This is a genomic window from Aminobacter sp. P9b, assembly GCF_045345995.1.
GTDB lineage: Bacteria > Pseudomonadota > Alphaproteobacteria > Rhizobiales > Rhizobiaceae > Aminobacter > Aminobacter niigataensis.
The window spans coordinates 2,440,585-2,464,520 of sequence record NZ_CP150082.1; the positions used below are offsets into that span (position 1 = coordinate 2,440,585).

20 protein-coding genes and 1 tRNA gene are annotated in these 23,936 nt (G+C 63.7%); 11 read left to right on the forward strand and 10 right to left on the reverse strand.

The genetic code is table 11. From position 1 onward, the window contains the following. Nucleotides 1-2 precede the first annotated feature (2 nt). The 5 genes from WHT83_RS12020 to WHT83_RS12040 form a co-directional block, all read right to left on the reverse strand. Complete coding sequence (locus tag WHT83_RS12020; protein ID WP_406873969.1) at nt 3-1,739, reverse strand: type I secretion system permease/ATPase; 1,737 nt, start codon at nt 1,737-1,739, stop codon at nt 3-5. Nucleotides 1,740-1,825: 86 nt separating this feature from the next. Continuing rightward, a complete protein-coding gene (locus WHT83_RS12025) occupies nt 1,826-3,046 on the reverse strand; it encodes a CAP domain-containing protein (RefSeq protein WP_406873888.1) in 1,221 nt (406 codons plus the stop codon). A gap of 194 nt (nt 3,047-3,240) precedes the next feature. Further along, the gene (locus tag WHT83_RS12030; RefSeq protein ID WP_406873889.1) at nt 3,241-4,353 is read right to left on the reverse strand and encodes a pyridoxal phosphate-dependent aminotransferase; all 1,113 of its coding nucleotides are present in this window, start codon (nt 4,351-4,353) and stop codon (nt 3,241-3,243) included. 213 nt (nt 4,354-4,566) lie between these two features. Next, on the reverse strand, nt 4,567-5,442 hold the full coding sequence (locus WHT83_RS12035; RefSeq protein ID WP_245439939.1) for a site-specific integrase: 876 nt from the start codon (nt 5,440-5,442) through the stop codon (nt 4,567-4,569). Nucleotides 5,443-5,749: 307 nt separating this feature from the next. Beyond that, complete coding sequence (locus WHT83_RS12040; RefSeq protein WP_183263514.1) at nt 5,750-6,811, reverse strand: porin; 1,062 nt, start codon at nt 6,809-6,811, stop codon at nt 5,750-5,752. A 451-nt stretch (nt 6,812-7,262) separates the two neighbouring features. Here WHT83_RS12040 and WHT83_RS12045 point away from each other — a divergent pair. Next, nucleotides 7,263-7,353: transfer RNA gene (locus tag WHT83_RS12045), tRNA-Ser, on the forward strand. Between the two features lie 147 nt (nt 7,354-7,500). After that, nucleotides 7,501-8,568 (forward strand): porin, encoded by a 1,068-nt coding sequence (locus WHT83_RS12050; protein ID WP_406873890.1) that lies wholly within the window; start codon nt 7,501-7,503, stop codon nt 8,566-8,568. A 172-nt stretch (nt 8,569-8,740) separates the two neighbouring features. Here WHT83_RS12050 and WHT83_RS12055 read toward each other — a convergent pair whose 3' ends face one another. Continuing rightward, on the reverse strand, nt 8,741-9,631 hold the full coding sequence (locus tag WHT83_RS12055) for an alpha/beta fold hydrolase (RefSeq protein WP_406873891.1): 891 nt from the start codon (nt 9,629-9,631) through the stop codon (nt 8,741-8,743). A gap of 87 nt (nt 9,632-9,718) precedes the next feature. Further along, nucleotides 9,719-11,761, reverse strand: a complete 2,043-nt coding sequence (locus WHT83_RS12060) for a lytic transglycosylase domain-containing protein (RefSeq protein ID WP_406873892.1) — start codon at nt 11,759-11,761, stop codon at nt 9,719-9,721. Nucleotides 11,762-11,993: 232 nt separating this feature from the next. On the opposite strand from WHT83_RS12060, the gene dapA reads away from it, so the two are divergent. Together dapA and smpB are read left to right on the forward strand one after the other, a co-directional pair. Next, nucleotides 11,994-12,875, forward strand: a complete 882-nt coding sequence (gene dapA / locus WHT83_RS12065) for a 4-hydroxy-tetrahydrodipicolinate synthase (RefSeq protein WP_406873893.1) — start codon at nt 11,994-11,996, stop codon at nt 12,873-12,875. A 229-nt stretch (nt 12,876-13,104) separates the two neighbouring features. After that, the gene (gene smpB, locus WHT83_RS12070) at nt 13,105-13,584 is read left to right on the forward strand and encodes an SsrA-binding protein SmpB (RefSeq protein ID WP_108608786.1); all 480 of its coding nucleotides are present in this window, start codon (nt 13,105-13,107) and stop codon (nt 13,582-13,584) included. Nucleotides 13,585-14,829: 1,245 nt separating this feature from the next. Here the strand turns inward: smpB and WHT83_RS12075 are convergent. Beyond that, nucleotides 14,830-15,489, reverse strand: a complete 660-nt coding sequence (locus WHT83_RS12075; RefSeq protein WP_406873894.1) for a uracil-DNA glycosylase — start codon at nt 15,487-15,489, stop codon at nt 14,830-14,832. Further along, nucleotides 15,489-16,070: an NYN domain-containing protein gene (locus WHT83_RS12080; RefSeq protein WP_318762183.1), complete on the reverse strand. Its 582-nt coding sequence runs from the start codon at nt 16,068-16,070 to the stop codon at nt 15,489-15,491. Before WHT83_RS12080 ends, WHT83_RS12075 begins: the two co-directional genes overlap by 1 nt. Nucleotides 16,071-16,350: 280 nt before the next feature. Between WHT83_RS12080 and rpoZ the strand changes: the two genes are divergently transcribed. From rpoZ to era, 7 genes are all read left to right on the forward strand, one after another. Beyond that, nucleotides 16,351-16,746 (forward strand): DNA-directed RNA polymerase subunit omega, encoded by a 396-nt coding sequence (gene rpoZ / locus WHT83_RS12085; protein WP_108608782.1) that lies wholly within the window; start codon nt 16,351-16,353, stop codon nt 16,744-16,746. A gap of 208 nt (nt 16,747-16,954) precedes the next feature. Continuing rightward, the gene (locus tag WHT83_RS12090; RefSeq protein WP_108608781.1) at nt 16,955-19,186 is read left to right on the forward strand and encodes a bifunctional (p)ppGpp synthetase/guanosine-3',5'-bis(diphosphate) 3'-pyrophosphohydrolase; all 2,232 of its coding nucleotides are present in this window, start codon (nt 16,955-16,957) and stop codon (nt 19,184-19,186) included. Between the two features lie 43 nt (nt 19,187-19,229). Continuing rightward, nucleotides 19,230-19,808: an orotate phosphoribosyltransferase gene (gene pyrE / locus WHT83_RS12095; RefSeq protein WP_108609978.1), complete on the forward strand. Its 579-nt coding sequence runs from the start codon at nt 19,230-19,232 to the stop codon at nt 19,806-19,808. A 233-nt stretch (nt 19,809-20,041) separates the two neighbouring features. Further along, nucleotides 20,042-20,458, forward strand: coding sequence for a holo-ACP synthase (gene acpS / locus WHT83_RS12100; RefSeq protein ID WP_406873895.1), 417 nt, complete (start codon nt 20,042-20,044; stop codon nt 20,456-20,458). A gap of 77 nt (nt 20,459-20,535) precedes the next feature. Further along, the gene (lepB, locus tag WHT83_RS12105; protein WP_318762181.1) at nt 20,536-21,282 is read left to right on the forward strand and encodes a signal peptidase I; all 747 of its coding nucleotides are present in this window, start codon (nt 20,536-20,538) and stop codon (nt 21,280-21,282) included. A 2-nt stretch (nt 21,283-21,284) separates the two neighbouring features. Continuing rightward, nucleotides 21,285-22,007, forward strand: a complete 723-nt coding sequence (gene rnc / locus WHT83_RS12110) for a ribonuclease III (protein WP_108608778.1) — start codon at nt 21,285-21,287, stop codon at nt 22,005-22,007. Then, nucleotides 21,980-22,933 (forward strand): GTPase Era, encoded by a 954-nt coding sequence (gene era / locus WHT83_RS12115; RefSeq protein WP_406873896.1) that lies wholly within the window; start codon nt 21,980-21,982, stop codon nt 22,931-22,933. Before rnc ends, era begins: the two co-directional genes overlap by 28 nt. Before the next feature lie 71 nt (nt 22,934-23,004). On the opposite strand, the gene WHT83_RS12120 is transcribed toward era, so the two are convergent. Continuing rightward, nucleotides 23,005-23,907: a cupin domain-containing protein gene (locus tag WHT83_RS12120; protein ID WP_406873897.1), complete on the reverse strand. Its 903-nt coding sequence runs from the start codon at nt 23,905-23,907 to the stop codon at nt 23,005-23,007. Between the last annotated feature and the right edge of the window lie 29 nt (nt 23,908-23,936).

A 23,936-nucleotide genomic window follows, 5' to 3' on the forward strand; every position in this document is an offset into this window, starting at 1 on the left:
CGTCAGCTCGCCGTTCCCACCGCATGCAGCGGCACCGGCACCGGTTGCAGCGCCTGTCGTGCGATGTCGCTTTTCAGGCCGAACGCCTGCTGCTTGCCGCCGCCGAGGACCAGCAGGTGGTCCAATGCCGCGAGCGCGCTCGGCCGGTGCGCCACCACTATGACAATGCCGCCGCGTATCTTGATGCGTTCGATGGCTTGCGTCAGGGCCTGGTCGCCGGCGGCGTCGAGATTGGAATTGGGCTCGTCGAGCACGACAAGGAACGGATCGCGATAGAGCGCGCGTGCCAGGGCCACGCGCTGGCGCTGTCCGGCGGAAAGGGCCGCACCGCTTTCGCCGATCTCGGTCCGGTAGCCCTCGGGCAGGCGCAGGATCATGTCGTGCACGCCTGCTGCCTTTGCCGCTGCGATGATCGTTTCGGAGGCCGCTTCGTCCTCGAAGCGCGAGATGTTCTGGCCCACGGTTCCAGCGAACAGTTCGACATCTTGTGGCAGGTAGCCGATATGGCGTCCAAGCGATTGGGTCGGCCACTGCTCGAGGGCGGCGCCATCGAGCCGGACCTTGCCGCGCATCAGCGGCCACACCCCGACCAGCGCCCGCGCCAGCGACGACTTTCCCGAGCCGCTGGGGCCGATGACGCCCATGCCGCACCCGGCCTGGAGCGAGAATTCGACGTCCTGCACCACCAGACGCCGGTCGCCCGGCGCCACGACGCTTATGCCTTCCACGGCCAGCTCGGCGGTCGGTGCTGGAAGCTCCATGCCGTTCTCGGCGGCGGGCATGGCAGCGAACAGGCCGTCGAGGCGGTGCCAGCTCTGGCGCGCGTTGAGGAAGCTTTTCCAGTGCGCGATGGCGAGTTCGATCGGTGCAAGTGCACGCGAGGTCAGGATCGAGCTGGCGATGATGATGCCCGGCGTCGCCTGCTGGTAGATGACGAGATAGGCGCCAAGCGCCAGCACCATCGACTGCAGCATCATGCGCAGGATGCGCGATACCGCGCCAAATCCGCTCGTCAGGTCGCTGGCGCGTTCCTGGGCCTCGCGAAAATCGCCATTCGCCTGGCCCCAGCGTGTCGCCAGCCGGTCGCTCATGCCCATCGCCACGAGTACCTCGGCGTTGCGGGCGCTTGATTGCGCGATGGCGCTTCGCCTTGTGCTGAAGCCCGACATCGCCTTGGTCGGTCCGCGTACCAGGCGGTCGGTCAGAACCGTCAGCGCCACAAGCAGCAACGCACCGATCAGCGCTGCGACGCCGATCCAGGGGTGGAAGAGAAAACAGATGCCGACATAAAGCGGCATCCACGGCAGGTCGAACAGGGCTGCCGGTCCGGCGCCGGAGAGAAAGCCGCTGACCTGGTCGAGGTCGCGCAGCGCCTGCAGGCCTTCGCCGCGGTCGCGTGTGCGCAGCGGCAGCCGAACGATGCAGTTGAAGACGCGGCCGCTGATGATTTCGTCGATGCCCGCGCCGATCCGCGTCAGCACGCGTGCCCGGACCGCTTCAAGCACGCCCTGGAAGGCGTAGAGCACCGCAACCAGGATGATCAGCGCCACAAGCGTCGGCACGCTGCGGCTCGGCAGCACGCGGTCGTAGACCTGCAGCATGAACAGCGAGCCGGACAGCATCAGGATGTTGATCAGGCCGCTGAAGCCGGCAACGGCGACGAACGTGCCCCGGAAGGAGCCGAGCGCATCGCGCAGCTCGGAGCGGCGGTTCGGGTCATTCGCAAGCGGGTTGGTCAGGACTTATCCCCCCATGACAGCCGGTCGGCTGCAATGCGGCGGGCCTCGCCGAAGCGAAGCCCGCCTTCTTGGTGTCGCAAGAAAAATCAGGCGACGAGGTCGGCGTTCTGGTGGCCCGAATGTGCGGCCATCTGTGCCAGGATCTTGGCGACCGCCGCCTGGGCAGCGTCGCCGGCATCGGCAACGGCGTGACCATCCGCAGGCAGGTGAGCCTGCAACGCTGCGATCACATGATCGACTGCCTGCTGCACGTGGCCGCCGTCGGCGATGTCGTTGACCTGGTCGGCATTGACGTGCGCGGCCACCTTCGAGCTGAAGTTGAAGTGGTCGCCGTCGAACGCCACCGACTTCTTGACCGTGGCGTCGGCGGAGCCGGCAACTTCACGCGCACCGCGCGTTCCCTGATCCTGGCCGGAATGGTCCATCTTCTTGAAGAAGTCGGCGAGCCAGTTGTTGGCGGGGTTGCCTCCGGTGCTGTTGCTACCGGTGCTGCCCGTGTCGGTGTTGTCGGCAACGTCGACCGGTTTCGTCGGCGCCGTCGGTGCGGCCGTGCCCGCATCCTCGGCAGAATCCGTGGCCGCCAGCGTGCCCGACTTCATCACCGGGTCGATCAGGTCCTTCTTGACATTCTTGGTGCCGATCGTCGCGGTCTGGGTCGACGTTGCGATGTTGGCGCCCGAGAAGGTCACCGTGTAGGTGCCGGGCTTCAGCACCAGGTCGTAGCCGCCTGCTGCCGAGGTTGTGGTCTTGAAGGTCTGGCCGGCGGAGTTCTTCGCCGTCACCGTGACCGCACCAAGCCCTTCACCCGGATCGTAGAAGCGGTCGCCGTCCTTGTCGTCGAAGGCAACACCCGTCAGGAACAGGTCCGAGCCCGTCTTGGCGAAATCTTCGGTCACGAAGGCGCTCGAACGGCCCTTGTAGTCGCCGACTTCGTAGCCGAGGCCGACTTCACGGAAGTTCGGGTTGAGGATGTTCGCCCGGTGCCCGGAGGAATTCATCAGGTTGGTGTGGAGCAGCTTCACTTCGTCGGTGTAGCCGGTCGGCGCGCGGGTCGTGGCCCAGGCGATGTTCTCGCCGGTCGCCCAGGAGCCGCTGAGCGTGTAGCCGGCCGCCTTCATGCGCGTCGTCGGCGACGTGCCGCCGGAACCGGTGTGTGAAAAGACGTCCGCTGAAAGCATCCATCTGTCGTGATTTTCGGCGGCTTCGCTAAGGTCGTTGTCGAATGCCAGAGGCTGGGCGCCTGTCTTGGCGCGCTCCGCGTTGATGAGCTCGAGCAAATACTGCTCGTTGGCGCTGTGCTGAGGCATAGGGTCTCCCCGGTTGGTTCTTGATTGCTGTTGGACCCCCAATGTCCCCGTCCGCCCGAAAACTGGCCTAGGTAGGAACTGTGTTAATGATGCGGCGCTGAAATGAATAAATTAGGATATGCGCATATATCTTCGCGCAGACGTACGCTGTGGCAAGCGTAGCGCCTATCGACGGTTGAAATCGTCTGTTTCGATCAGGCGCCGCGGGCGGCAGCAATTGCCTTCGGCAGCTCTTCGGCGAAGATGTCGAGCTCGTGGTCGAGGCCGACGCTCACCCGGATGCAGCGGTCGAGCACCGGCGCCATCGGTTTGCGGATGAAGACGTCGCGCGCCAGCATGTTGCGCATCACGGCAAGCGCAAAGTCGGCATCGCCGCCGCAGTCGATGGTGACGAAATTTGTCGCCGAGGGCAGGGGCTTCAACCCATTGTTCCTGGCGATTGCCGCGATGCGCTCGCGTCCGGCCGCCACCTTGGCGACCACCTCGGCCAGGTAGGCCTGGTCGGCAAGCGCTTCTTCGCCGGCGATCTGCGCCATCCGGCTGACGCCGTAGTGGTTGCGGACCTTCTCGAAACTGGCGATCACATCAGTGTCGCCGAAGGCATAGCCGCAGCGGATGCCGGCAAGCCCATAGGCCTTGGAAAAGGTGCGCATGCGCACGACATTGGGCCGCGAAATGTCGACAGGCGGCAGCGCCGAGGCGGGCGCGGTCTCGCCATAGGCCTCGTCCAGTATCAGTGTCGTCGTCTCGGGCAGCGCCTCGATGAAGCGCAGGATGTCGCCCGCTTCCCACCAGCTACCCATCGGATTGTCGGGGTTGGAGAGATAGACGACCGGTGCGTTCTCGCGCCGCACGGCGGCGAGCAGGCCCTCGAGATCTTCCTTGTCGTCGCGGAACGGCACCGGCACCAGGCGGGCGCCGACGCTGGCGACGTGGAAATTGAAGGTCGGATAGGCGCCGAGCGAGGTCACCACGGGCGTGCCTTCCGTCGCATACATGCGAACGACGAGGTTCAGCAGGCCGTCGATGCCTTCGCCGACCACCACATTCTCGATGCCGATGCCGAGATGGCGTGCCAGCGCGACCTTGAGGTCGTGATTGTCGGGATCGCAATATTTCCACATCTCCGCCGCGGCCTCGGCCATGCGCGCGATGACGCGCGGGGAGGGGCCGAAGCCGCTCTCGTTCGCACCGATCCGGGCGCGGAACGGCTTGCCGCGCTCGCGCTCCTGGGCTTCCGGGCCGACAAAAGGCACGGTCGCGGGGAGGGCATGGATGACGGGCGTGAGCGACGGGCGATTGGGCATGAGGCAACTCTTGAAGATCGAACGGAACATCGGCGCCTGCGCCGACGATAGGACCCTGCCTATACGACACAAAAGCTGCAAGGTGCAGCGCTTTATTGAGGCTGGCTCGACGCTCCCGCGCTCCCGTCCGATTCAGGGCGAGTTAAGGAGAAAACCGCGCCCCGGGAGGCGCGGTTGTTGGCTGTGGGGCTGGCGGCCGCTCCGAATCCGTCGTCAGTGCCGCTCCAGCACCACCACGCAGCGGTCGAGATCGTTCGTCGCCAGATGCGCATAGCGCATCGTCATCGACAAGGTCTGGTGGCCGAGCCACATCTGCACGCGGCGGATGTCGATGCCGCCCTGCACCAGGCGCGAGGCGCAGGTGTGGCGCAGGATGTGTGGCACCACCTGGTCGTCGGCACCCAGGCCCACTTCCGCCTTGGCCTCGTTCCAGATCGCCCGGTACTGCGGCTGCGTCAGCATCGCGAACGGTCCCTTTGGCCGCGGACCACGATCGGCCGGCCATTTGGTTGTTTCCCGGGCGCGGGCGGTCAGCGGGATGGTGCGGCTGCGTCCCGATTTGGTGATCCAGAAGCTGACGCGTGTGTCCTGGATGTCGTTCCAGATCAGGCCTAGCGCCTCGCCGAGCCGGCAGCCCGAATCGACCAGGAACACCGAAAGCCGATAGGCGTCCTCGCTCTTGGCCTTGATCGCGGCGAAAAGCCTGTCCTCTTCCTCGAGCTCGAGGAAGCGGATCCGTCCCGCCCGTTCCTTTTGGCGTCGGAACTCCGGCAGGCTGTGGATGTCACCCATCTTGTAGGCCTTGCGCAGTAGCTTGCTCAGTGCGGCCATCTTTCGATTGATGGTCGCGTTGCTGTTACCGCGTTGGCGCAGGGAGCCTATCAGTCCGTCGAGCGCCTCCTGGGAGAATGCACTGAAGCGTTCGCCTAGAAGAATCTCGTCGATCTCGCCGATGAAGGAGCTGACGTTGTATTTGTGCTTTCCGTCATCCCATAAAATATCTTTGTATTGAGAAAAAAGCTCTAAAACCCTGAATGACTTTACTTCTTTGATGGTGCTGAAATTGTATGTGACTTTGCAATTAGTCATCAGGGCGGCTGAATGATGGCCGCTCATAATATCGTTCCGTGAAGTTGACTTCTTCATAATGAGTGTCGGCAACCGTCCCGTGACTGGAGGCAATGGGTACTCCAGTGGATGGCGGCCTACAAGATGACGGCGGCGAACGACAACCCTACGGGAACATCACGATTTCGTTCCCCCTGTCGTGAACCGTGCTTTACAGCGTCTGTCTCCTCCTTCGTGCAGTCAGGTTCCCAGCACTTTCCGCTGGTAGAAAAACGGCCCGGGATTCTTGCGAAGCCCGGGCCGTCTTAATCGTTACGACGTCAGTCGATTAGAACGAGGCGTCGAGACGGAGGAAGCCGTTGAACGAGCCGTCTTCGAAGCTGTCGCCGTCGTCGTAGTTGAGGGCGAGCTTGGCGTTCAGGTTCTCGACGATCGTGTAGTCGATGACCGCACCAACCGTCCAGTCGTCGTTGCCAACGTCAACGGTCTCGCCGGTGATGAAGTTACCGAAGTGCGAGTCAGCAAAGTACTGGCCGCCGAAGCCGAGGCGCAGCTTCTCGTTGACCTGGTACTTCAGGTAACCACCAACCGACCATTCGTAGCCGGCGTAGAAGTCGGCCAGACCGAACCAGGTGGCGCCCGACTCGTAAGCTGCGAGCAGCTCGACGGTCAGAGCATCGGTCGCCTTGACGCGAGCGATACCCTTGAGGGCGAATTCCGAGAAACGATCGTCATAGCCGGCGAACAGGTCGACCGAACCCCAGCCCTGCGACACCGAAACCTTGCCGGTGATGAGCGGGATGTAGTCGAAGTTGTTGTCTTCCTCTTCCAGGCCGAGCGACACTGCGATGCCGTTGCCGGCGTCGAAGGTGTAGCGGATCTGGTTGATGAAGTCGCCGCCGCCGGCGTCGAACTCGCCACCCAGGTCGCCGTCGAACAGGGTGTCGTTACGGCCGACCATCAGGCCGCCCAGCTCGAAGAAGGCATAACGGATCTTCGAGGTCGTAGCGTCGGTGTATTCGCGGAAGCCGTCAACGTCGGCATCGCCGAATTCGCCGCCGTTGTTGGCGTATTCGAGTTCGATGAAGCGGCGGAACGTGCCGTATTCGGTTTCCGAACGGGCATCGAGGTTCACGCGAGCCTTGGTGGTCTTGATCCAGCCGTCATCGCCGGTCGTCTCGGCCCAGCCGATCTCGTAACGAACGAGGCCGCCGACCTTGAGGCAGGTCTCGGTGCCGGGGATGTAGTAGAAGCCCGCGCCGTAGACGTCGCAGATGCGGACGTATTCCATGGGTTCCGGCTCAGCGACGACGACAGCGTCGGCCGCACGAGCGCCGGAGACTGCGAGCAGAGCCGCAGCGGAGCCGAGAAGAAGGCTCTTAATGTTCATTTTCTGACCTCCAGTCAAAAGTTTCAAAAGAGGGTCTGGGTATTTTTTGCTGAAGGACAGCGTTCCCTGCCCCATCCCCGTTTGAAAAAGATGCGCACCGCGCTCCCTCTTCGACCCCGACATTACCCATGAGCCGCCGCGGTTCAACAACCAACGCAACCGGCAAGGGCGTCCCGGCGCTCTATCGGGAAGCGATGTTGCACAAATGACACGATTTGATGCCCCCCATAAAGAACTCATTAAGAAATGGCGGCGTTCGGGCGGCGATTTTCTGCCGATGGAGCTGCCCCCGGAAGTTCCCTGGTCTCGAATCGTGGGTGAACTCGTGGCTTTCCGGAGTGCGCCGGCGCCGACGATTCGCGCGCCACGTGGCCGGACTGCGCTTTTTCCGGTCGATTGATGCAAAGGCTTATTGATTGTGCCGCACCTTTTCTTTATCCAGCGGCGCAACGGAGAGGTGGCCGAGTGGTCGAAGGCGCTCCCCTGCTAAGGGAGTAGAGGTCAAAAGCTTCTCGTGGGTTCGAATCCCATCCTCTCCGCCAGCCTCAGGCTGCCATCTTTCCATACCTTCAAAATCATCAGCAATTTCAGCCGCTTGCGGCCAGGTCCACGGACGCAACGGTCGTTTCCGCCCGGATTTGGCGTCCGTTTTTCGGCTTCCGGTCGCGATTCTGACTGGAGGTCAGAAAATGAACATTAAGAGCCTTCTTCTCGGCTCCGCTGCGGCTCTGCTCGCAGTCTCCGGCGCTCGTGCGGCCGACGCTGTCGTCGTCGCTGAGCCGGAACCCATGGAATACGTCCGCATCTGCGACGTCTACGGCGCGGGCTTCTACTACATCCCCGGCACCGAAACCTGCCTGAAGATCGGCGGCTTCGTTCGTTACCAGATCGACTTCGACTCGCGTGATGACGAGCGCGGTGAAGCTGTGTTCGGCGATGAGAATGGTGGCTGGCGCAAGTACGCACGTGCCAACGTCCATCTCGATGCTCGTTCGGAAACCGAATATGGCACGTTCAAGCGTTACATCGAGCTTGAGGCCACGGTCCGTTCGAACCGCGATGATTGGGCAGAATACACTGAAGTAGGTGGTGGCGACGGCTTCACGGCTTTCGTCGATGACCGTGCCGTTCGTGTGAACTACGCCTACATCGAACTCGGTGGTCTCTACATCGGTTTCGGCGACTCGCTGTTCGATCAGGGCATCAAGGGTGAGTTCGACTCGAACTTCGCATTCGATGACTCGGTTCACCGCATTTCCTATAGCTTCGATGCTGGTAACGGCATTGCGCTGACGGCAGCCCTGGAAGAGCTCGACTACAACTACGACTACGTGCCGAACATCCTCGGCAAGGTGTCGGTGTCGCAGGGCTGGGGTTCGGTTGACATCCACGCTGCCTACGACGCTACCGCTGAAGAGTTCGCACTCAAGGGTATTGTCGGCATCAAGGCGACTGACGCTCTGACCGTGAACCTCCTTGCCATCTATGCGTCGGACCCGAACGTCTACTGGGCGGCGTCGGAATGGTCGCTCGGCGGCTCGCTCACCTATCAGGTCAATGAGAAGCTCGCCCTTACCGGCGGCGCTCAGTGGTTCGGTGACGTCAACCCGGCTGGCGATGACCGTTATTCGATCGGCGCCAACATCGACTACACGGTTGTCGAGAACCTGACCACCAAGCTGGCAGTCAACTACGTCGACGGCGACAACATGGACGGTCGCTGGAACGGCTTCCTCCGCATCCAGGCCGGCTTCTAATCACTTAGAAGCTTGGTTTGGCAGAAAAGGCCCGCGGTCTTCGGATCGCGGGCTTTTTTCGTTCCAATCAGTGCCGTATTGCGGGGATACGGCTCTACTGTCGGGCCTGTTGTAACGAGGCTTCCCCCTGCGCCCCGTCTAGGCGCGGCAAGCGAGTATTTCAGACGCCGTGTCAGTCGGAGCCGGACCTGTTTTGCAGGAAGACTGCGACTTTCCCCGGCAGTCCCCCCGTCTCCAAAAATGGCGCATGCCCTTGGCCGCCAACCGTGACGGCCTCAAGGCGCGGATGCCTCCGCCCCATTTCAGCAAGCGTTTCCACCGATAGCAGCCGTGAATTCTCCCCGCGGATCACCAGCATCGGCACTGATGACAGCGCCTCGAACTGCGGCCACAGGTCGGGCAGCGGTTGGGTCAGGTCCATTGCCAGTACCGTATTGATCAGGGCCGGGTCGTAGTCGGCAACGGGCCTGCCGTCTTCCTGGCGATAGATGGCATGCACGAATCGCTGCCAGTCGGCCTCGGTCAGCGCCGGAAAGGCCGCGCCGTGAATGGTCTTTTGCAGTTCGACGGCAGCGGCGAAGTCGGTTGGGCGAGGGGCGTTCTCAAGATACGACCGGATATGCGCCAACCCGGCCGGGTCGATCACCGGGCCGACGTCGTTGAGCACCGCCGCCTTGATCAGGCCAGGGCGCACCGCGCCCAGCACGTGCATGATCAGCCCGCCGCGCGACGTGCCGATGAAGGCAGCCTCGTCGATGCCCAACTCGTCGAGGCCATTGACGATGTCGGCCGTTTCCACACCGACATTATAGTTCTGCCAGGTCGGGTCGTAGGCCGACAATCCGCGGCCGCGATAGTCGAAGCATATGATTCGGCGGGGATTTTCGGGATCGCCGGCGAGTTGAAGCGCGAGATCGTGAAAGTCCCTGCAATTGCGGGTGAGGCCCGGCAGGCAGACGACCGGCAACTGGCTCCGATTGTCGTTGCCATAGATGCGGGCATGGAGCGTCAGTCCGTCCTGCGCCGCATAGAAGAAGTCTGAAAAGCCTTCGCCGCCGGCCATCGTACCGCTCTCCCCCGCCTTGGCACGCCCACGGGCTGCCCGCGACTTAGCTACTAGGGCCGTTGCAGCAGGTCAAATGCTGGGGGATTACCGGCCTTTCACCAGGTCGCCCTCGATGTCGTAGCTGCCCGATAGCCGCATCTTGTAGACTTGGTAGTTCTCCATGACGCGCTGGACGTAGCTGCGGGTTTCCGAGAACGGGATGCGCTCGATCCAGTCTACGACCGTGTCGATGTCCCTGCCGCGCGGGTCGCCATAGCGCGCGATCCACTGGTCGGCGCGGCGCGGGCCGGCGTTGTAGCCGGCGAAGGTCAGCACGTAGGAGCCGTTGAAACGGCCGAGCTGCTGGCCGAGGAAATTCGCGCCCAGGGTGGCGTTGTAGCCGGCGTCGGAGGTGAGGCGGTCCTGCGAGTAGGCCATGCCGGCCTTCTTCGCCAGATCCTTCGCCGTGCCGGGCATCAGCTGCAGCAGCCCGCGCGCGCCGGCGCGGGAGACCGCCGAAACCTTGAACTCGCTTTCCTGCCGCGCAATGGCATAGGCGAGCGCCTTGCCGGAGCCGGAGATGTTCGCAGTCACCGGGATGACGCCGACCGGGTGCGACAAGGCGCCGACGTCGAGGCCGCGCTGGGCGGCAATCTTGCCGACGCGCAGGGCGAGATAGTGATTGTCCTGCTTTTCCGCCATGACCGCGAGCAGCGCCAGTTCGCCCGGGCTGTTCATCTGCGCGGCGAGATCGCGGTAGAGCATCTCGGCATAAACCGGGTATCCTGCCCCCTCGAGCCGTGTGATCGCGCTGACGGCCTCGCGCTGGGTAAAGGTCTGGCGATCGGCGGCGCTCGGCGCGGGGTAGGCGACGTTGAGAGCCTTGCGGCCGATCCGTTCGGCAGCGAGTTGCCCGTAGAAGGTCGTGCCGTAGGTGGCGGCGCGCGCGAAATAGTCCTTGGCATTGCCGGGGCCGCCGGCTTCTGCTGCCCGGCCGAGCCAGTAATAGGCGCGCGACAGCGAGATCGGGCTGCCGGCGATCTTGGCGATGCGCTCGAAATGACCCGAAGCCAGCTTGGCGTCGTTGAGGCCGCGCAGCGCATACCAGCCGGCGTGGAACTCGGCGTCGACCGCGTTGGTGGCACTTTCGGCCGAGTGCGCTGCAGCGATCCGGTAGGCGGTCTTGACGTCGCCGGCATCGAGCAATTCGCGCGACAGCACGCGTCGTTCGATCCACCAGGCGTCGGGATCGACCAGGCTGGCCCCGTCCTTCGGCGCCTTGAGCATGACGGCGGCAGCGTCGGTGAACTTTTCCTGCTTGCGCAGGTAGCGCGACTTGGCAAAGAAATAGCCGGCCGAGCGCTGTTTCGCAGGTACTGCCTCAAGCAGCGCAGCAGCCTTCTTGTCGCCCTTGATGACAGCAATCCAGGCGTCAACAAGCTGTTTTGCGCCTGCGAGTTCGGCGACACGCGCCGCCGAACTGGTCCGGTCGGCATAGAGCATCTTCTCCATGCGGATGCGGTGGTCTGCGGCCGGGATCAAGGCCGCGAATTCGGCGAGGATCGCGACTTCCTGTTTTGCCTCGAGCTTTTCGCTGCGCCAGAACGGGCCGATGGTTGCGCGCGCCGCCTTGGTGTCGCCGAGCGCCATCTGGGCACGGGCGAGCAGCAAGGCACCTTCGATGGTCTGCGGCTCGCTGCCGGCGAAGGCCGAAACGACGACATTGGGCCCGGGGTTTTCGCGCGCCATGGCGCGTTCGCTGTTGCGGCGAAGCGTGGCGAGGCCCGGCCAGTTGGGCAGCGCCTGGGCGGCAGCCGCGATGTCGGCGCTGGGAACCTTGTCGCCGCCATTGATGGCGATTGCCCACATCAGGATGTGTCGGTCGAGCGCGGTCTCTGGCAAGCTGTCGCGCACGGCCCGTGCCTGCGTGAAATCGCCGCTCGACAGCGCATCGAGCCCGCTCTTGAGCTGGTCGATCGTGCCGAAGGCCGCGCGGACCGCGTCCGCCTTGCCGATCGAGGCGAACGGGATGGCCGACGTTGCCTGCGGGTCGAGGCTGGAACTCCCGGCGGGCAAGGGCGCCAGGGCAAGAAGAGCGCTCAAAAGCGCGACATGGTGCGGCCTGGCTGCCGGAATGATCTTGGTCATTCCCTATCCTTGCGGGGGTATGGTCGGGAGCGGTTCGTTCGAGACTAGGTTTATCTGGTGAAGAGCAGGTTAATGAAAGGTTATCGCGGTCGTTCGATTCGAACTCATATAAGTGTCGGTCACACTTGCCGCAAATTGGTGTCGAGACTATGGTGCGCGGCCCCGCTTTCGGCTAGAAAGCCGGCGACATCAAACAGACCGTGAAACCGTAGGGTTCCTGGAGTTGGACGACATGCTGAGAGGCTCATTCACCGCGCTCGTGACACCATTCGACAAGAATGGCCGTCTCGACGAGAAAGCCTTTCGCGAATTCGTCGAATGGCAGATCGCCGAAGGCACCAACGGCCTTGTTCCGGTCGGCACCACCGGCGAGTCGCCGACGCTGAGCCATGACGAGCATCGCCAGGTGGTGAAGATCTGCGTCGAGGTCGCGCGTGGCCGCGTGCCGGTCATCGCCGGCGCCGGCTCGAACAACACCGAAGAGGCCGTCGGCCTGGTGAAGTTCGCCGAAAGCGTCGGTGCCGACGCCGCACTGGTCGTCACGCCCTACTACAACAAGCCCACCCAGCGCGGGCTCTATGCGCATTTCGCCGCCTGTGCCGAGGCGACGACGCTCCCGATCATCATCTACAACATCCCGCCGCGCTCGGTCATCGACATGACGCCCGAGACGATGGGGCGGCTCGCGCACGACTTCAAGAACATCAAGGGCGTCAAGGACGCGACCGGCAAGGTCGAGCGCGTCTCCGAGCAGCGCATCACCTGCGGCAAGGATTTCATCCAGATGTCGGGCGAGGATGCCTCGGCGCTCGGCTTCAACGCCCATGGCGGCGTCGGCGCCATTTCGGTGACCTCCAACGTCGCGCCGCGTCTTTGCGCCGAGTTCCAGCAGGCGAGCCTTGCCAACGACAAGGACAGGGCGCTCGAGTTGCAGGACCGCCTGATGCCGCTGCACAAGGCGATCTTCATCGAGCCAGGCGCATCGGGTGCAAAATATGCCCTGTCGCGCCTCGGCAAGATCGAGAACGTGCTGCGTTCGCCGCTGATGACGGTCGAGGCGTCCACCGCCGAGAAGATCGACGCCGCGATGAAGCACGCCGGCCTCATCAACTGAGCCCGCAAGGGTTGCGGAACAGCTTGTTCGCAGCCATGTAGGGCTCTTTGGATCGTGCGTTCCCCGAGGCTCCGCGCCTCAGAATGAGGCAAGCCGTCCCGCTCCGTCCGCCAGTTCGCGTCTTTGGCGCCTGGTCTGGGCTGTTGCGGCAACTTCCTCGCCCTGAAAGTGCAAACCCTGGCTGGTCGAGGGGGAGCCCCGAAGGACGCACCAAACAGATTGCGATGCCATGAGCCAGGGCAAGAAGTCCGACCCCAACAACAAGATCGCCGCGGAAAACCGCAAGGCGCGCTTTAATTATGAGGTGCTCGACACGCTCGAGGCCGGCATGGTCTTGACCGGCACCGAGATCAAGTCGCTGCGTCTGGGGCAAGCCAACATCCAGGATTCCTACGCCTCGTTCGAGGGCGGCGAACTCTGGCTGATCAATTCCTATGTGCCGGAATACCTCCAGGCCAACCGCTTCAACCACGAGACCAGGCGCCGCCGCAAACTGCTCGTCAACAAGCGCGAGATGGCCAAGCTCGCCCAGAGCATCGAGCGCGAGGGCATGACGCTGGTGCCGCTCAAGATCTATTTCAACGACCGCGGCATGGCCAAGATGCTGCTTGCCGTCGCCCGCGGCAAGAAGCTGCACGACAAGCGCGAGACCGAAAAGCAGCGCGACTGGAACCGCGAGAAGGGGCGTTTGCTCAAGGAGCGGGGGTAGCGGCGGGTCCCTCCCTTCTCCCCTAGTGGGAGAATGTGCCCCAAGGGGCGGATGAGGGGTTCTGGATAGAGCGCGGCGATTCAGGTTCTGCCTCCGAGGCTCCTTCTCCATCCTCTCATTCCTTCCAACACCCCTCATCCGACCTCGCTTCGCTCGGCCACCACCCGGCCCTCCGCTATGGCTCCGGGCGTTCGTCGTTGGAAAAGCCAAATCGTTGGCTTTTCCTGGCCTTCGGCCACCACTCCTCACCCCACAAGGGGAGAAGGTAAGTTCTCGCCTTGCCACGCTCGCTTTCGCGCCTGGCCATTGTCAAAGAGCGCTCCCTTGCCGGGAGGTAATTCGGGAAGCGGGGCGCGAGGCCGTGCCTTCCGATAGTAATTATGTGGCGCGACGTTCGCGCCCCGCCCGGTTGCTTGCCCCGCTCAGTCGCCTCGGCTTTCACCGCCAGCCGCCGCAAGGCCCGGACTTGGGGGCTCATCACCCAGCAGGAGATCCGACCTCCTGCCAGCCCGGCACCGGCGCTTCCCTCCGCTGCCCGGTGCGCACCGGAGTCTCGTGGAAGATCGCAAGGTGAATGATACGGGAGGTTGAGAGGGCGTGGATAAACGTGGCCGGCTATCCACGCGCGATGCTGACAGATGGTGACAGGCAGCATCGGAATTTTTGGCTCTGATTGGACTGTGGCGGCTGCGTTAACTTCACGGCATGGATCCCCGGGTCTTCGCAGCCCTTCGCTGTCGCTCCGGGCGTTCGTCACTCGAAAAGCCAAGCAATTGGCTTTTCGTCCGCTTCGCGGACCGTTCCTCACCGCTTCGCTCCTGCTCCGCCCGAGGATGACGAAGGCGTTGAGGCCGCAGCCAATCGCCAACGTCGGCGACTAGCATCTGCCCATTTGCCAACAATTTCCGCATGTTCCTGCCGGTCGCCGCCGTCTACGATTTGCGACGGGCTCAATGCCTTCGTCATCCTCGGGCGGAGCAGGAGCGAAGCGACGTGCGGAGACCCGGGGATCCATGCCGTGACATTGATGCTGCCGCTACGGTTCAGAAAAATTGCGCGGACGGGGAAACTCCATCCCCACACTCCAGCCCTAGTGCCAACTCATCCGGCTAAACAAGTGCGATGAGGCTCGGCCCTGCGCAGCCTCGTTTCCCGGCCGGCGTCGCAATGCGCGGTTAACCAAAAGGCGGAAACCCGTGCGCAGTCGGGCTTTTTTGCGCTGAACCAACTGCGGGGAGGCAGGATTTAGGTCCGCAAGAATTCCGCTACGTCGCGGAAAACATTGATGAACATTTCTTCCGTCAAGACACCCGTATTGGTGTTGTAGCGCGAGCAGTGATAGCTCGAAAAAATTGCGAGATTGCCCACGTCGCAACGCGCGCCGTGCTTGAAGGGAACGGCGGCGACACGCGCGCCAAGCGCACGCACCGTCGACTGGTGCCCGATCGCGCCGAGCGTCAGGATCGCCCTCAGATTGGGAAAGCGCGCGATCGTCGGCACCAGGAAGGTGCGGCAGGTGTTGATCTCGGCGCCCACCGGCTTGTTGTCGGGCGGCACGCAGCGCACCGCATTGGTGATTGCGGTGCCGATCAGTTCGAGGCTGTCGTCGGGCCGCGCCTCGAACTCGCCGCGCGCCATGCCGAAGCGCTTGAGGGTGGCGTAGAGCAGGTCGCCGGCATAGTCGCCGGTGAAGGGCCGCCCGGTGCGGTTGGCCCCGCGCACCCCCGGCGCGAGCCCCACGATGAGGAAGCGCACGGCCTCCTCGCCTTCCGGGGGCAGGAAGGAGCGGACGGGCGCGTTGTACCAGCCCGGCTCGCGCTGCCGCCAGCCGGCTATGAAATCATGCAGGCGCGGGCAGAGCGGGCAATCCCGGTCGGGATCGACGGGCAGGGGCGACGACAGCATCAAACGTCGTCGGGCGCCGGTTCGACCGGGTCGACCTTGCGGACCGGGCGCTCGGAGGGTTCGCGGCCGATATCGGCCTTGAGCGTCATCAGGTCGATGAAGTGGTCGGCCTGGCGGCGCAGATCGTCCGAGATCATCGGCGGCTGCGAAGCCATGGTCGAGATGACGCTGACCTTGCGGCCGCGACGCTGCAGCGCCTCGACGAGGGTTCGGAAATCGCCGTCGCCGGAGAAGATGACATAGTGGTCGACAACATCGGCGAGTTCCAGGGCATCGACGGTCAGCTCGATGTCCATGTTGCCCTTGATCTTGCGCCGGCCGGTGGCGTCGGTGAATTCCTTGGCCGGCTTGGTGACGACCTTGAAGCCGTTGTAGTCGAGCCAGTCGATCAGCGGGCGAATCGAGGAGTACTCCTGATCCTCGACAAGGGCGGTGTAATAATAGGCACGCAGCAGGTAGCCGCGCTTCTGGAAGGTGGAGAGAAGTTTGCGGTAGTCAATGTCGAAGCCCAACGCACGGGAGGTCGCGTAAAGGTTGGCTCCGTCGATAAAGAGTGCGATTTTCTCGCGCGGATCAAACATAGGAAAATTTCCTTGTTGAAATAGGCTGTCGCCAAATACGTCGATATCGAGCGTCCGGTTTCTCCCCAAATCAATGACTTGCCCCATGCGGCAAATATCGCCCGCGGTGGATCATTCCAAGAGGGGCAGGGTTGTGAAGCGGTAAAATAATTGTGGGTGGGTTGGTGGCGCGACGCTAGCGCTTCGAAGGCAAAGCAGGCTTCACGCTTGAATTGCGCGGCCTTTCAGGTTAATGCACGCGCCAGCTTTCCGTCAAATCCATGCATGAAAGGGGCACTTCATGGCCCGCGTAACCGTTGAAGACTGCATTGACAAGGTCGACAACCGCTTTGAGCTGGTGTTGCTCGCCGGCCATCGCGCCCGCCAGATCTCGCAGGGCGCGCAGATCACGCTTCCCCGCGACAACGACAAGAACCCGGTCGTGGCGCTGCGCGAGATCGCCGACGAGACGCTTTCGCCAGACGATCTCAAGGAAGACCTGATCCACTCGCTGCAGAAGCACGTCGAGGTCGACGAGCCGGAGCCGGAGGCGCCCGAGGCTGCAGACCAGACCACGGCTTCCGCCGTCGACAGCGACGAGCCGGAAGAAAACATCAACTTCGACCGCATGTCGGAAGAAGACCTGCTCGCCGGCATCGAGAGCCTGGTGGCGCCCGAGAAGAGCGACGACTACTGAGACCTGTTGAGAATTCTACCCTGCCGGCCACCTGAGGCGGCTTTCTCCGCTTCCGGCAGGGCGAATTCCCAAAAAGGCTTCGCGTCGAGCTAAACTCACGCCAAACCGGCCAATCGGCACTTCCGCGCCGCTACATCAGTGTTTATCTATGACATGCGTCGCAAGCCCTTGCGGCGCATGATTCATTTCGAGTTCCGGGAAGCCGCCCATGATGCGTCAGTATGAGCTTGTCGAGCGCGTCCAGCGCTACAAGCCTGACGTCAACGAGGCGCTGCTCAACAAGGCCTATGTCTATGCCATGCAAAAGCATGGCCATCAGCGCCGCGCCTCGGGCGATCCCTATTTTTCGCATCCGCTCGAAGTGGCGGCGATCCTCACCGACATGCATCTCGACGAGGCGACGATCGCGGTCGCACTGCTGCACGACACGATCGAGGACACCAGTGCGACGCGCGCCGAGATCGACGAACTGTTCGGCCCCGACATCGGCAGACTGGTCGAGGGGCTGACCAAACTGAAGAAGCTCGACCTCGTCTCCAAGAAGGCCGAGCAGGCGGAAAACCTGCGCAAGCTGCTGCTGGCGATTTCCGAGGACGTGCGCGTCCTGTTGGTCAAGCTGGCCGACCGCCTGCACAACATGCGCACGCTGCACCATGTGCCGGAGAGCAAGCGCCTGCGCATCGCCGAGGAGACGATGGACATCTATGCGCCGCTGGCCGGCCGCATGGGCATGCAGGGCATGCGCGAAGAGCTCGAAGAGCTCGCCTTCCGCTACATCAATCCAGAGGCCTATCGCACCGTCACCGAGCGGCTGGCCGATCTCTCCGAGCGCAACAAGGGCGTGCTCGCCGACATCGAAAAGGCGCTGTCGGCGCAGTTCGAGAAATACGACCTCAAGGCGACGGTGAAGAGCCGGCAGAAGAAGCCGTGGTCGGTGTTCCGCAAGATGGAGACCAAGGCGCTGTCCTTCGAGCAGTTGTCCGACATCTTCGGCTTCCGCGTCGTCGTCGACGGCGTCGAGGACTGCTATCGCGCACTCGGCGCGATCCACACCACCTGGTCGATGGTGCCGGGGCGGTTCAAGGATTACATCTCGACGCCCAAGCAGAACGACTACCGTTCGATCCACACCACCATCGTCGGTCCGTCGCGCCAGCGCATCGAGCTGCAGATCCGCACCCGCGAGATGAACAAGATCGCCGAATACGGCGTCGCTGCGCACTCGATCTACAAGGACAACGTGCCCAAGACCAATGGCGTCGGGCACCAGATCTCCAAGGAAACCAACGCCTATGGCTGGCTCAGGCGGACGATCGAGCAACTGGCCGACGGCGACAATCCCGAGGATTTCCTCGAGAACACCAAGCTCGAGCTGTTCCAGGACCAGGTCTTCTGCTTCACCCCGAAGGGCATGCTGATCGCCCTGCCGCGCGGGGCGACGCCGATCGATTTCGCCTATGCGGTGCATACCGATGTCGGCGACACCTGCGTCGGCGCCAAGGTCAACGGCCGGGTGATGCCGCTGATGACCGAGCTCAAGAACGGCGACGAGGTCGAGATCATCCGCTCGAAGGCCCAGGTGCCGCCGGCGGCGTGGGAATCGATCGTTGTCACCGGCAAGGCACGCTCGGCGATCCGCCGGGCGACCAAGAACGCCATCCGCAAGCAATATTCGGGGCTGGGCACCCGCATCCTCGAACGTACCTTCGAGCGTGCCGGCAAGAAGTTCTCCAAAGACAGCCTGAAGTCGGTGCTGCATCGGCTGGCGCGCAAGGACATCGAGGATGTTTTGGCCTCCGTCGGGCGTGGCGAGTTGGCCTCCAACGACGTCGTCCGCGCCGTCTTCCCCGACTACAAGGAAGAGCGCGTCACCCAGACGGCGAAGCCGCGCGAGGAAGGCTGGTCGAAGATCCGCAATGCCGCCGGCATGCTGTTCCAGATTCCGGGCCGTTCGTCGACGCCGCCGCGCAAGGAAAGCAAGCGCTGGGGTCCCGCGGTGCCGATCCGCGGCGTCAGCGGCGACCTGCCGGTGCGCTTTGCGCCCGAGGGTGCCGTGCCGGGCGACCGCATCGTCGGCATCATGCAGCCGGGCTCGGGCATCACAATCTATCCGATCCAGTCACCGTCGCTGATGGCCTTCGACGACCAGCCCGAGCGCTGGATCGACGTGCGCTGGGACCTCGACGAGGGCTCGAAGGAACGCTTCCCGGCGCGCCTGACGGTGACGGCGATCAATGCTCCGGGCTCGCTTGCCGACATCGCCCAGGTGGTGGCGGCCAACGATGCCAACATCCACACGCTGTCGATGGTGCGCACTGCCCCCGACTTCACCGAGATGCTGCTCGATCTCGAGGTCTGGGACCTGAAGCACCTGAACCGGCTGATCTCCCAGCTCAAGGACAACACCAGCGTCAGCGATGCCCGCCGCGTCAACGGCTGACGACAGGCAGGCGGCTGGACGCACGACAGGAAAGACGAAACCGATGCAGACAAGCGACGTCCTGGACATCTTCCGCTCGGCGGGTGCCGTGCTGGAGGGCCATTTCATCCTGACCTCCGGCCTGCGCAGCCCGACCTTCCTGCAGAAGGCGCGGGTGTTCATGCATGCCGACAAGACGGAAGTGCTGTGCAAGGCGCTGGCCGAAAAGATCCGCGCCGAAGTGAAGGGCGACATCGACTATGTCGTCGGACCGGCCATCGGTGGGCTGATCCCGGCCTACGAGACCTCGCGCCACCTCAAGGTTCCGGCGATCTGGGTCGAGCGCGAGCAGGGCACCTTCCGCCTGCGCCGCTTCGAGATCGAGAAGGGCGCTCGCGTCGTCATCGTCGAGGACATCGTCACCACCGGTCTGTCGATCCGAGAGACTATTGCGTGCCTGCGCGAACTCGGCGCCGAAGTGGTGGCAGCGGCCTGCATCATAGACCGTTCGGCCGGCAAGACCGATGTCGGCGTGCCGCTGATTGCCCTCGCCGAATATGAGGTGCCGGCCTATCCGGCCGACCAGCTGCCGCCTGAACTGGCGGCGATCCCGGCGGTCAAGCCGGGCAGCCGGAATATCTGAAGGCGGATGGCGGTGAGGCTGATCGCGCCCATCGGTGCAGAACGGGAAGCGGCGTTGCGGACGGCTGTCTTCTCCCCGTCCTTCACGGGGAGAAGATGCCGGCAGGCAGATGAGGGGCGGCGCAGACGTTGCCAGATTGCCCCTCACCCTTACCCTCTCCCCGTGAAGAAACGGGAGAGGAGGGCGTCCGCGTCGCGCCTCGCCGGTGAGACGTGCCGCGTAGGGCTGAACCTATGATCATCGGTATCGGCAGCGACCTCGTCGACATCAGGCGGATCGAGAAATCGATCGCCCGTCACGGCGAGCGCTTCATCCAGCGCATCTTCACCGAGGTCGAGCAGGAGAGGGCCGAGAGCCGACGCGGGCGGATGGCTTCCTATGCCAAGCGTTTCGCCGCCAAGGAGGCCTGTTCCAAGGCGCTCGGCTGCGGCATCGCCGAGGGCGTGTTCTGGCGCGACATGGGCGTGGTCAACCTGCCGGGCGGGCGGCCGGCGATGGAACTGACGGGGGGAGCTGCGAAGCGGCTGGCAACGATGCTGCCGGTCGGGCATCGCGCGGTGGTGCACCTGACCATCACCGACGATTTTCCCCTCGCACAAGCCTTTGTGATCATCGAGGCGGTGCCGGTCGAACAACCGCCACTATCTTAGGGTTTTGGCGGCGGCTGGGACATTGCCCCGGCGGCGGCGAGCCCTTATACCCATCGCGACCTACAATCGAGGACGACATGAGCGTGGCTGAAAAACAGAAGAAGTCCGGCGGGCTCGGCGAGACCGTAAGCGTCATCGTCCAGGCGCTGCTGCTCGCCTTGGTGATCCGGACGCTGCTGTTCCAGCCGTTTTCGATCCCCTCGGGCTCGATGCGGCCGACGCTGCTCGAGGGCGACTATCTGTTCGTCACCAAGTGGGCCTACGGCTATTCGCGCTATTCGCTGCCCTTGTCGCCCAACCTGTTCTCCGGCCGCATCTTCGGCTCGGATCCCGAGCGCGGCGACGTCGTCGTCTTCAAGTTCCCGCCAAATCCTTCGCTCGACTACATCAAGCGCGTCGTCGGCCTGCCGGGCGACCGCATCCAGATGAAGGAAGGCCAGCTCTACATCAACGGTGCGGCCGTTGCGCGCGAGAAGGTCGGCCAGATCGACAATCCCGACATCACCGAGGTCAATCGCCCGGTCGACGTCTACCGCGAGACGCTGCCGAATGGCGTGTCCTACGACACGCTCGACCTGACGCCGAATTCGATCGGCGACGACACCCGCGAGTTCGTCGTGCCTGAAGGCCATTTCTTCATGATGGGCGACAATCGCGACAATTCGACCGACAGCCGCTTCAATGTCGGCTTCGTGCCGGGCGAAAACCTCGTCGGCCGCGCCAACATCATCTTCTTCTCGATCGCCAATGGCGCAAGCCCGCTGGAAATCTGGAAGTGGCCGACCGAGATGCGCGCCTCGCGCCTGTTCAACTTCGTCCGATAGGCATGGCAGGCAAGCGGCTCACCGCAACGGAACTCGCCGACGCGCTGCAACTCCGCACCGGCCACATCTTCCGCGACCATCAGCGCCTGCAACGGGCGCTGACGCATGGCAGCGCGCGCAGCGCCAATGCCGGCGTCGACTACGAACGTTTCGAGTTCCTGGGCGACCGGGTGCTCGGGCTGGCGGTTGCCGACATGCTGCTGGCCGATTTCCCGAACGCGCCCGAAGGCGAGCTGTCGGTCAGGCTCAACGCGCTGGTCAATGCCGAGGCGCTGGCCCAGATCGCCGACGAGATCGGTCTCGCCGAACTGATCCGCGCCGGCTCCGAGGTGCGCAACCTCGCCGAGCGCAAGCGCGTCAACCTGCGCGCCGATGCGCTGGAATCGCTGCTTGCCGTCATCTATCTCGACGGCGGGATGGATGCCGCCAAGCGCTTCATTCACAAATTCTGGAAACCGCGTGCCGAAGCCGCGGGCGCCGCGCGCCGCGACCCCAAGACCGAACTGCAGGAATGGGCGCATCAGGCGTCGACAGCAGTGCCTGCCTACCAGATCGAAAGCCGCACCGGCCCGGATCACGACCCCGTCTTTTCGGTGAGCGTGCGGGTCGGCAAATTTTTGCCCGCCACCGGCACCGGCCGCTCCAAGCGCGAGGCTGAGCAGAATGCCGCCGCCGCCCTTTTGGTGCGCGAGGGCGTATGGAAGAACGAGGAGACCGCATCGTGACCGATGCCCCTGAGACCGCTACGCCTGCAACGGGTGCCACCCGCTCGGGCTTCGTCGCCCTTTTGGGCGCGCCGAATGCCGGCAAGTCGACGCTGGTCAACCAGCTTGTCGGCGCCAAAGTGTCGATCGTCACCCACAAGGTGCAGACCACGCGCGCCATTGTGCGCGGCATCGCCACCCACGACAATGCCCAGATCGTCTTTGTCGACACGCCCGGCATCTTCAAGCCGAAGCGCCGACTCGACACCGCCATGGTGACCACCGCCTGGGGCGGGGCCAAGGATGCCGACGTGATCCTGGTGCTGATCGACGCCGAACGCGGCATCAAGGGCGACGCAGCCGCCATCCTCGAACGGCTCAAGGACGTGCGCCAGCCCAAGGTGCTGATCCTCAACAAGGTCGACCGGGTCAATCCCGAGGTGCTGCTGAAACTGACCTCGGCTGCCAATGAGGCTGTCGATTTCGAAAGCACCTTCATGGTTTCGGCGCTGACCGGTTCGGGCTGCAAGGATTTGCTCGACTTCCTCGCCAAGCGGCTGCCCGAAGGGCCCTGGTATTACCCCGAGGACCAGATTTCCGACCTGCCGATGCGCCAGCTGGCAGCCGAGATCACGCGCGAGAAGCTGTATCTGCGCCTGCACCAGGAGCTGCCTTATTCGTCGCATGTCGAGACCGAGAAGTGGGAAGAGATGCCCAACGGCTCGGTGCGCATCCAGCAGGTTATCTTCGTCGAGCGCGACAGCCAGAAGAAGATCGTGCTCGGCCACAAGGGCGAGACCATCCGCGCCATCGGCCAGGCCTCGCGCATGGAAATCGCCGGCATCCTCGAGCAGAAGGTGCACCTGTTCCTGTTCGTCAAGGTGCGCGAGAACTGGGGCGACGACCCCGAGCGCTACCGCGAAATGGGGCTGGACTTCCCGCATTAAGGCCGGGCGAGGCCCTGTAGAGGTCTCCTCACGGTCACTGTCATGCACGGGAAGGGGCGGCCGATTTTTCATCACCTCCGATCACTGCGCGCGTAGCGGCCTGGCGATTGTCCGACATGACGGCTGAAGGCGGTGCTGAAGGTGCTGGCCGAGCCATAGCCGACCTGCCGGGCGACTTCATCGAGCGCGATGTCCTTGCCGCCGAGAAGGTTCTTGGCCAGCGCCATGCGCCAGGCGAGCAGATATTCCATCGGCCGTAGCCCGACGGTGCGTGTGAAGCGGTCGAAGAAGGCCGACCGGGACAGGCCGGCCTCGCCGGCAAGCTCGGCCACCGTCCACGGCCGCTGCGGATCGCCGTGCATCTGCCTTATCGCCCCTGACACCCTCGCATCGGCCAGCCCGCGCAGGAAGCCGGGCGGCGAGCCCTTTGCCTGGCTTGCCCGCAACGCCTCGATCAGCAGGATTTCGACGAGGCGGCCGAGCACGAGATCGCGGCCGGCATTCTGCTGGCTGGCTTCCTCGCCGACGAGGCGCACCAGCGTCGAAAGCCGCTCGACCCCGCGCATGTGGACCATCGCCGGCAGCAGCGACACCAGCAGTGCCGCATCGGGAGAGCCGAAGAGAAAATAGCCGCCGAGCAAGCGGACATCGACAGGGCCATCCTGCCGGCCGTGTCGGACCTCCTCCGTCGGCGCCGGCGTCGCCCTGGGATCGATCCGCCTTGGCGTCACCGGCTCGAAACCGGACATGGTGAAGGCAGGGGTTGCGGGCAAAAGCACGAAGTCGCCCTGTTCGAGCGTTACAGGCACTTCACCGTCGACGAAAAGGCGGCAGCTGCCTTCGATGACCGCGCAGAAGCCGGGCTGCCCGAATTCGGAATAGCGGACACCCCAGCGTCCCGCGCCGCTGATCCCCTTCGAGAACACGGTGCGCGGCTGGAGCAGTTCGATGACCTGGGCAAGAGGGTCGGTCATATCAGGACCATAGCCAACAAATTCCGGAC